This is a genomic window from Microcoleus sp. Pol17C6 (genome assembly GCF_036701145.1).
Taxonomy (GTDB): domain Bacteria; phylum Cyanobacteriota; class Cyanobacteriia; order Cyanobacteriales; family Microcoleaceae; genus Microcoleus.
In genome coordinates, this window is sequence record NZ_JAUBQH010000011.1 from 44,377 (window position 1) to 55,609 (window position 11,233).

Annotated in this window: 2 protein-coding genes; both read right to left on the minus strand. The window is 43.2% G+C overall.

All coding sequences use genetic code 11. The features are described from left to right. Positions 1–137 precede the first annotated feature (137 nt). Entirely contained in the window at positions 138–5,504 is a 5,367-nt protein-coding gene (locus QUA25_RS08160) for an AAA family ATPase (RefSeq protein WP_333036949.1), read from the minus strand. Positions 5,505–5,594: 90 nt separating this feature from the next. Further along, a complete protein-coding gene (locus tag QUA25_RS08165) occupies positions 5,595–10,961 on the minus strand; it encodes an AAA family ATPase (protein ID WP_333036950.1) in 5,367 nt (1,788 codons plus the stop codon). Positions 10,962–11,233 lie beyond the last annotated feature (272 nt).

Here is an 11,233-nt window from a genome sequence, read left to right on the forward strand (position 1 = left end):
ATTCTATTCCCTTAGATGACAGGGATAGTGATCGAAAACACAGTCCCCTCGCTAGGGACAGAATCAACTTTGATTTCATCGTTAATTTAGTAGTGTTTCAAATGTGTTGATATAATATTTAGTTCTATTCTATTCCCTTAGATGACAGGGATAGTGATCGAAAACACAGTCCCCTCGCTAGGGACAGAATCAACTTTGATTTCTCCGTGATGTTTTTCAACTACAATTTGACGCGCGATCGCCAATCCCAATCCCGTGCCTTTCCCTACTCCCTTGGTAGTAAATAAATCATCAAAAACCTTCTGCCTCACCGTCTCACTCATGCCAATACCGTTATCTTTGATCCGAATTATTGCTTTCTGCCGATCTTCCGATAATTCAGTCTTGATAATAATTTGATTATGATTAATTTTGATTTCTGCATAACTACGTCCCGTATTTGCTTCTTCTAAAGCATCTATCGCATTAGCCAACAAATTCATAAATACCTGATTGAGCTGTCCTGCATAACATTCTACTTCCGGTAAATCACCATACTCTTTAATTACCAGAATCTCAGGGCGAGTGTCGTTTGCCTTGAGGCGATGTTTGAGGATCATAATTGTGCTATCAATCCCGTCGTGGATATTGCAGGCAACGGGGCGATCGCTATCGGCACGGGAAAAGATGCGAAGACTGGTGCTGATGCCTTTGATTCGCTTCACTCCTTCGCTCATGGAACCCACTAACTTTGGTAAGTCTTCCCGGATATAATCGAGGTCTATCGCTTCAATTTCCTCTTTAATGGCCGCAGTGTAATTAGGATATTCTTGCTGAAATAGATCGAGCAATCCAAACAAATCATTAATGTAATCTAAAGCAGGGGTAATGTTGCCAGCAAGGAAGCCTACAGGGTTGTTAATTTCGTGAGCCACCCCAGCTACTAAATTGCCTAATGCCGACATTTTTTCACTTTGGACTATTTTTAGTTGTGCCTGTTTGAGGTCTGTAAGGGCTTGTTGGGATTCTTGATAAAGACGGGCATTTTCCAAAGAAATGGCAGCTTGAGAGCAAATTAGATTCAGCACTTCAACGCGATCGCTGGTAAATGCCCCCACCGTCAGGTTATTTTCCAGATATAAAATTCCAATCAACTTGCCTTGATTAAGAATTGGACTACAAAGAACACTTTTCGGCTGATGCTGTTCAATATAGCGATCGCCTGCAAACTGAGGATTTATCCTCGCATCGACAAGTACCAGAGGTTTCAAACTCCGTTTGACAGTATTAACCAAACTAATCGCCACATCCTGACTTGATTGTAGAGGCATTGATGGTAATAGTTGCGGTTCCTGTGCCTCTTCTACAAGGGCTACTACTTGTAACTCAACATCTTGTTTTAGCAATAAGACACACTTATCGGCCCCAGCGTTCGTAATTACTATTTTTAGGAGAGTAGTCAGGAGTTTATCTAGTTCAATCTCCCCAGAAATGGCTTGAGAGGCTTTGACTAGAGTAGCCAAATCTAGAACTTCAGAGACGCTACTAGAAGTGTGACTTGAAGCGATCGTTCCCAGAGAGATAGTTCCCTGGAACGAGGTCAAGAAACGAGATTGCTGAAAGATGGGAGCGAGGAGTTGGGGATAACATTTTTCCAGATCGTCAACTTTAGCTTTTGCTCCCCAACGACTGTAGGCGTAGTAAGCCTCAATCGCATAAACTTGGGCAAATTTTTCTTTATCCCATTCCAGGTAAAATTTCGCTGCTAGTTCATTAGCTAGTGCTTCTTCGTTGAGGAATTGATTTTCTTTAGCGAGGGAGATTGCGCGATCGTACAAATCTATTGCTTCTACTTTATTGCCCAAAACACGTTTCCGTTCAGCCTCAACTAAATACCATTTATGCAGATGATTCATCGGAGCATTTTGCGCCCACTGTTGCAGAGTGGTTTGATGGGTTTCCACAGAGGCAAGAATTTCAGGTTGCTCAATTTCTGGCTGTGTGGGGAAAAGTGCTAGGTGGGTGAGGGCGGCATAGAAATGGAAAGCGGGAACAAAAACCAATCCCGATACTGCCATCAAATACTGTTGGCTTTGAGCCATGTGGTCTAGGGCAGCCGTGTAATTACCCCATAAGTAAGCAAGCAACAGTTTGTATATGTAGGCACAAGCGATCGCGGTGAGTTCATTATTCTGATGGTGCTGAGGAATCATTACCGTTTCATCGTAGGCAGAGCCGATTAAGCAATCCGGTTGACTTACAGTTTCCCTCAAGTTATAAACCAACGGCTGCGTCATATCCAACAAAGCCTGGGCAGAATATTGCTTCACCTGAGCCAAGGCAGCGCTGTAACTTACTATTTCAGTTTCCCAAGTGTCTAGTTCTACCCCACCGAAGAAATGGGCATAAAAGTAAACATTTATGTTGTAGCCAGCGTAGAGAAAAGCGGCAGTTTCCATGCCAGCTAGATAGCCATCTTTCAGAGTCGGTATCGTTGCCCTTATAGCTTCTTGGCGATGCTGAATAAAACACCCAAACAGAACCAGAATTATAGACTTGAATTCCCGCACATTCAACCGCTCTAGCAATGAGAGTGCCAATTTACCAAAGGCATAGCCGGTTTCCACATCTCCCAAAAAGGCACACAGCACCAGTCCGTGAATCGCATACCCTACCGTCGATGCGGGTGCATTCCCAAATTGGAGCGATAAACTCACCATCGTGGAACTCAGTAGGGGCAGCAAACCGGGGATTCCCTGGAAAATGGGTGTAAACAACAGTCCTAACAGTTGGAGGGCTGCTGGCGCTTGGGGATCGGCGATTGGTGGCAGGTCAGCCAGTTCCTCAATCCGTCTGCCGTTTAGTTGGCTAGCCAGGGCTTGTAGCGCTTTGCCAATCGTGGCTTCGTCAGGTTCCGTAGGGAATTCAACTCCCAATTGCAAGAGTGTATCTCTTGCTACTGCGATCGCTTCCAACACCTTGCCTTGGGCTGACCGTGCGGCGATTTTAATTACATAAATTTTAACTTTCTCTAAAATTGTCTCAGCTTCTTGCAACACCAGTGCTGCCATCTCTTCCATGCCATCAAGGTCAGCATTCAAATAGGCGGCTTCGGTGGAGGCAACATAGAGGTTCAAAGTCAATTCATACTGGCTTTGCCAACAATCCAGTGATAATAGCCCAATCCCCGTTTGCAGATAAACTCTTGCCGCAGCATAAGCTGTAGAATTTCGGGCCTTGCGTCCGGCTTCTAAATTTAGTTGAGCTAATTTTTCCCGTTCGCTCGGTTGAGTAATTAACTCAATTCCTCGATTCAAATGACCGACAATATCAAATAGTTTTTCCTCTTGCTCTATTTCTGAATAATTGTGCTGAAGTAATTGTCCGATTTTGAGATGGGTTGCTTTTTTATCTAAATCAGGAATTAGCGAATAGGCAGCTTGCTGGACGCGATCGTGTAGGAATTTGTAATTTGCATTAGCAGCTTGGTTGACAGTAGCTAAATTATCAAGGTTGGTGAAAAATTTATAGATTTCGGTGGTGGGGACGAGCAAGCCTTCTTGTAACGCTTTCCACAAATCAGCCGCCGTTTCTTCGGGTAACTTTTCGGAAACGATCGCCAAAGTAGCTAAATCAAACTGAGCGCCAATACAAGCCGCCAACTTCAGGACAGCCTGAGTTGCGATCGGTAGCTTCTGCAATTGCAGTGCCATAAACTCCACCACATCATCGGTGATAGCTAAAGCTCTGACTTGAGCAATATCGCACTGCCAATACCGTATATTCCCATCAAAGGTAATCAACCCATCGTCATGTAATGCCTTAAGGAACTGTGTGGCAAAGAAGGGATTACCCTTAGTTTTTTGATACACCAATTCTGTCAAGGGTTGAGCAATAGGCAAATCGCAGTTCAGCGTCTCTGCCACCAACTGATTCATATCCCCTAAACTCAACGGTTGTAGCGTAATCGTATTCACCCTCGCCCCAGACTTAACAATCTCATCCACTGTCAAAATCAACGGATGAACTGGCGACACTTCATTATCCCGATAAGCACCCAACACCAATAAATGCCCTGTATCCTCCATCAACAGTTGTAACAGCTTTAGTGATGCTGAATCCGCCCACTGCAAATCGTCCAAAAACATCACCAAGGGATGTTCTTTTGTGGTAAAAACTTGCACAAATTTCTGCATTAGCATATTGAAGCGATTCTGTGCCGCACTTCCTGATAGTTCTTGTGCAGGAGGTTGAGTGCCAATAATGCTTTCTACTTCAGGAATGACTTCAATAATGACTTGCCCGTTGTCTCCAACTGCTGACAGAATCCTGGTTTTCCAGATTTGTAACTCAGCATCCGATTCTGATAGCAATTGTCCCATAAAATCGCGGAAGGCCTGGACAAATGCCGAAAAGGGAATATTGCGGTTGAACTGGTCGAATTTGCCTTTAATGAAATAGCCCCGTTGCCGGACAATCGGTTTATGTACCTCGTTGACGAGTGCCGTTTTACCAATCCCGGAAAAACCCGCAACCAGCATTAATTCTGATGTGCCATTTACCACGCGGTCGAAGGCATTCAACAGGGTTTGTACTTCAGTTTCTCGACCGTAGAGTTTTTCAGGAATCAGGAAGCGATCGCATATATCTCGCGTTCCTAACTCAAATTTTTCAATCTTTCCAGTTTCTTGGTAATGCTGCCAACACTTTTCTAAGTCATACTTCAATCCCCAGGCACTTTGATAGCGTTTTTCGGCATTCTTTGCCATCAGCTTCATCACCATATCCGAAACCACCTGCGGAATTTCTTGGCTGTTTATTGCAGGAGGCTGTTTGGCAATATGGCAGTGAACCAACTCCATCGGGTCGTCACATTCAAATGGCAGTTTTCCTGTCAGCAGTTCGTAAAATGTGGCTCCCAGAGAATAAAAGTCGGTGCGGTAGTCGATGCCTCGGTTCATTCGTCCAGTTTGTTCGGGAGAAATATAGGCGAGGGTTCCTTCTAAAACGTTGGGATTTTGAATTTCTTGAGTTTCTCTCGGAAGTAGGGAGGCGATGCTGAAGTCTATCAGTTTGACTTGTTTGGTTTCCGGATGAATCAGGACGTTAGCTGGCTTAATATCTTTGTGGATGACTCGATGCCGATAGAGTCCATGGAGAATGTCAGTTATTTGAATGGCAATTTCCAAGATTTCTGCCAGAGTCAGCGCTTGCTTTTGGGCGTAGTCTCGTAGAGAAATACCGCCAAAATCCTCCATCACTAGGGCATAGCTGTGGCGATAGGACTCTAAATTGTAGGGTTCAACGACTCCCGGCAGACGTAGGTTTTTGGCGATGGTGTACTGGTTGCGGAATTGCAGCAGTTCGCTGAAGCTGGGATAGTCTCGATTTAATAGTTTAATGACAACCGGAATCTGGTCTGTTTCTCGGATAGCTCGATATACTAGGGTTTTAGAACCACTGTACAGTTGCTCGATTAGACGGTATCCGGCAATTGGACTGGTTAAATCTATACCTGCATTCATTTTGGCTATCCTCATCTCAAATATTGACTGCTAAAAATTAATGTGCGCCTCTATGTGTAAGGGTTAAAGGCGGCTATCGCATAATTAATTTCATCCGTTTGTAGGCAATGATATCGTAAACTCCGTCCCTTCTCCTAATACAGAATTTACCTCGATTGTACCGCCGTGTTTCTCAACTACAATCTGCCGTGCGATCGCCAAACCCAATCCCGTCCCTTTACCCACACCTTTAGTTGTAAATAAGTGATCAAAAATCTGACCTTTTATCTCCTCTGATATCCCTGGCCCGCTGTCAGAAATGCGAATCGTCACCCACTCCTTAGACTGTCTTTCGGTGCGAATCGTAATGCAATTGGCTGGGGCTTTAATCTTCTCTAAACTCCGTTCCCGATTTGATTCTTCCAGTGCATCAATGGCATTTGCCAATATATTCATAAACACCTGATTTAATTGTCCGGGGAAGCAATCCACTGAGGGCAAGTTCCCGTACTCTTTCACAACTTCAATCGCTGGACGCTGTTCGTTCGCTTTCAATCTGTGTTTGAGAATCAAAATCGTACTGTTAATTCCGTCATGAATATTGAAAGGAACTTTGTAATCTTTGTCGGCTCGGGAGAAGGTACGAAGACTGGTGCTGATACCTTGAATGCGATCGCACCCGATTTGCATCGAATTCAACATTTTGGGTAAATCTTCTAAGATATATTCAATGTCAAGTTCTTCTGCTATTTGCTCGATGTCATCTCCAGGATGGGGAAATTTTTCTTGGTAGACTTGCAGGTATTTAGTCAGATCCTTGACGGCGGCGATCGCTTCATGAATATTGCCAGAAATAAATCCGACTGGATTATTAATTTCATGGGCAACCCCGGCCACTAAATTCCCCAACGCCGACATTTTTTCGCTCTGTACTAATTGCAGTTGAGATTGTTCCACCTGGTGGGCATAGTCCTGGGCTTGCTGATACAATCGCGCATTTTCTAGGGAAATGGCAGCCTGAGTGCAGAGGAAGTTGAGGATGAGGAGACGATCGCGAGTAAACACTCCTTTCGTCGAGCTATGTTCGAGATAAAGTATGCCAACTAAGTTCCCGCGATCGAGAATCGGAGTACATAGCATACTCTGAGAGTGATACTGGAGCGTACAATCATTCATTAAACCCGGAATATCGGTCTTGCCACCTTCAACAACCACAGTTTCCAGGGTGTGTTTGACATAATAAACCAGCTTGAGCGGAATCACCGCCGAGCCGTCTATAGATTGGGTTTGCAGCAGGGTAGTGGGTGTCTGGTTATCTGGATTGATGTGAGTTATTGCCCGGATTTGCCATTCATCCTGATGGGGGAGTAGCAAAGCACAAGTTTCGGCCCCAGAAGTTTTTAAAATAATTTGGTTGAGGGTGTCGAGCAATTCATCAAGCTGAATTTTACTGGATAAAGCTTGAGCAGCTTGCACAATAGATGCGAAATCTAGGGCCTCGGAAATACTGGTGCTGCTATTACTGGAAGTCTGCGAAGAGTGGCTAATCGTTGCTAGCGTCTCTAGAGGATTAAAGCGAAGTTTGGGCTGATTCAGGATGGGATGAAGTAATTGGGGATACCTTTTTTCTAAGTCTTCAACCTTGGCTAGTGCACCCCAACGGGCATAACAGTAATATGCTTCCTGCATATAGCTGGCGGCGACTTTTTCTTTGCTGCAATCAAGGTAGAACTTGGCAGCTAATTCGTTGGCGATCGCTTCTTCTTGGAAATATCCGTTTTCTTTGGCTCCTGCTATCGCGCGATCGTATAACTCTAATGCTTGCCAATTAATCCCTAATACCCTAGCCTTTTCCGCTTCAATTAATTCATATCTATACCGATTTACTTCGGGTGTATTTTCTGCCCAAAACTTCATTTTTTCCTGATTAACATTGACTTGTTCCAAGTAGCTTATTTTTTCATCTACCGTGACTTCAGCATACAGATTTAACAATGTTAGCGAATGGTAAAAATTGAGAACTATGACTTGCATAAAACCAAAAGCCGAGCCGGATTGCTCCTGTGCTAGACTCACATTTTTTAAGGCTTGGCTACTATCGCCTAACAAGTAACCTAGAATAGTTTTAGCCAGATAAAACATAAATAAAACTATTCCCGATTTAGCAGCAATAATGCGGGGCAAATTTTTATCTTCATCAAAGCTTTTACCGATCAATAATAGGGGATCTGCGGCATGACCCTGTAAATTCAAACCTAATTGTCGCCATACTTGCGAGAAATGCGTAGAACTTTCTTGTTTAAAGTTAATACAAAAATTACCATAAAATTCTTGTTGCTGGATGGCTGCTTCTAAGTTATCTTCCGTAAAAAATAAGTAACTACACAAATTTGCAGCACAATATCCACCCCATTCAAAATCACCTACTTCTAGCCCTGCTTGTAGTCCTTCTCGCAAAGGTTCCACACTATTTTTTGCTGGTTCTTTCCAAGTGCGAATATTGCCATTAAACAAGTTATAAACTTGGGCTTTTAGCTCTTTAGCGTTGAACTTATCTAATAAGTTTAAGGCAATTAAACCTGCATAATAACCTCTATCTAATTGACCCAATCCTACTAATAATAACCCGTAAAAACCATAGGCAAAAGATGATATTGCTGAATCTCCATATTTAATACACAACTTAATCATAGTGATGATTAATTGCGGAAAAATCTCTGGCCTTGCTACAAATACAGGAGTACAGAGTGTTCTTAAAATTTGCATAGCTGCCAGCTTATATGGATCTGTCATAAGTGGCAAATTATCTAAATCGTCAAGATTGGGTAAATCAATTATTAAATCCTTTTCCAAGTCAATTGTTAGTAAAGAGATTGATAGTTTTTCTAACACTTCTAACCCAATCTCTACTGCCGCAAGCATTTCTATTTGCTGAGCAATATGAATTTGCATTTGTAATTCATAAATTCTCACTTTTTCGAGTAAACTCTTGACTGCTGTCAGCGCCAATTCAGCTAATTTTAATGATTTCTCAAAGTTAAGGTTTAAATATTCAGCTTCGGCAGTAGCAATGTAAATATTTAGGGTCAGTTCATACTGATTTTGCCAACAGTCTGTTGTCAGTAACTCCATCGCTGTTTGTAAATATACCGTTGCGGCAGCATAAGCGTTAGAAGTTTTGGCTTTCCGCCCTGTCACTAAATTTAATTCGGCTAATTCTTGGCGCTCCCTTGGTTGAGCGATTAAATCTTTACCCTGATTTAAGTGTCTGACAATCTCAAATATTTTTTCATCCTGCTCTATGTCTGAGGAATTTTGTAGTAGCAACTGCCCGATTTTGAGATGAGTGGCTTGCTTTTTGTCATCGGGAATCAAGGAATAAGCCGCTTGCTGGACGCGATCGTGCAAGAAGCGATAGGCAACCGTTCGAGAAATCGGTTGAGAAACATTCTGTTCTATTCCTACATAAAACTTATAAACTTCACTTTGGGGCAAAACCAAACCTTCTTGTAACGCTTTCCATAGCGCCGTTGCAGTTTCAGTTTCAGAACTTTCTAGAACAACTGCCAATGTTGCTAAGTCAAACTGGTTGCCAATGCAAGCGGCTAATTTCAAAACAGACTGAGTTTCTCGGGGCAATTTCTGCAACTGCTGCGCCATAAATTCCACTACATTATCTGTCAGTGCTGCCTCTCTCACTTTGCTAATATCGCACTGCCAATGTCCCGATTGGATCTCAAAAGTAATCAATTCATCCTGATGCAAGGCTTTGAGAAACTGCGTTGCAAAAAATGGGTTGCCTTGAGTTTTTTGATAGACCAATTCTGTCAGCGGTTGTGCCAACTTCGGATCGCAAACTAGCGTATCCGCTACCAATTGATTTAAACTGATTTGGGCAAGCGGTGCTAATGTAATAGTGTTGAGTGTGGTTCCTGCCTTCCTCACTTCATCTAGGGTCAACATCAGGGGATGGCCGGGTGATACTTCATTATCCCGATAGGCTCCCAGCAGCAACAGATAACCCAATTGCGACTCATTGACAAGCAATTGCATTAACTTCAACGATGCCGAATCTGCCCATTGTAAGTCATCCAAAAATATCACCAATGGATGCTCTTTTGTGGTGAAGACAGCAATGAATTTGTGGAAGAGCAAATTAAAGAGATTTTGAGCAGAAATCCCCGATACTTCGGGGGCTGGGGGTTGCCGTCCAATAATCCGTTCTAGTTCGGGAATGACTTCAATAATGACTTGTCCGTTGTCACCCAGCGCTTCGAGAATTTTAGTTTTCCATTCTTTGATTTTGGCATCACTTTCACTGAGTAATTGTGCCATAAAATCGCGGAAGGCCTGGACAAATGCCGAAAAGGGAATATTGCGGTTGAACTGGTCGAATTTGCCTTTAATAAAATATCCCCGTTGCCGGACAATGGGTTTATGTACCTCGTTGACGACTGCCGTTTTACCAATCCCGGAGAAGCCAGCGACTAGCATTAATTCTGATGTGCCATTTACCACGCGGTCGAAGGCATTCAACAGGGTTTGTACTTCTTTTTCTCGACCATAAAGCTTTTCGGGAATCAGGAAGCGATCGCATACATCCCGCGTTCCTAACTCAAAAGTTTCAATTTTTCCAGTTTCTTGGCACTCCTGCCAACACTTTTCTAAGTCATGCTTCAATCCCCAGGCACTTTGATAGCGCTGTTCGGCATTTTTTGCCATCAGCTTCATGACAATATCCGAAATCACCTGCGGGATTTCTTGGCTGTTTATTGCAGGAGGTTGTTTGGCAATATGGCAGTGAACTAATTCCATCGGATCGGCACATTCAAATGGCAGTTTTCCTGTCAGCAGTTCGTAAAAAGTAACTCCCAGAGAATAAAAGTCGGTGCGGTAGTCGATGCCTCGGTTCATTCGTCCAGTTTGTTCGGGAGAAATATAGGCGAGGGTTCCCTCTAAAATGTTAGGATTTTGAATTTCTTGAGTTTCTCTCGGCAGTAGCGAGGCGATGCTGAAGTCAATCAGTTTGACTTGTTTAGTTTCCGGATGTATTAGGACGTTAGCTGGCTTAATATCTTTGTGGATGACTCTGTTTCGGTACAGTCCGTCAAGGATGTCAGTTATTTGAATGGCAATTTCCAAGATTTCTGCTAGAGTCAGCTTGCGTTCTTGGGCGTAGTCTCGTAGAGAAATACCGCCAAAATCCTCCATTACTAGGGCATAGCTGTGGCGATAGGAGTCCAAATTGTAGGGCTCAACGACTCCAGGCAGACGTAGATTTTTGGCGATGGTATACTGGTTGCGGAATTGCAGCAGTTCGCTGAAGCTGGGATAGTCTCGATTTAATAGTTTAATGACAACTGGAAGCTGATCTGTTTCTCGGATAGCTCGATAAACTAGGGTTCTCGAACCACAGTATAATTGCTCAACCAGATGATATCCTGAAACTCGGTTAGTCAAATCAACTGCTGCACTCATCTGGATTACTCCATCTCAGATATTGACTCTTGTAAGTAAGTATACACTTTTATTGATCTAGTCTGAGGAAAATAAAACTGCGGAATCCCCAGCCTACAGACTCTACCGCTTTTATTCTTTTCACTTTTGAAGAGAAAGATGGCGAGCTATCAAGATAGTCTTAGGGAGCATCTCAATGAAAGCAACCTAACTAGAAATTGGAATTTTGAGGCAGGAGAGAGGAGGCAGGAGGCAGGAGGAAAAAAGAAGAAGGAAGGAGCCAGAAGAAGTGT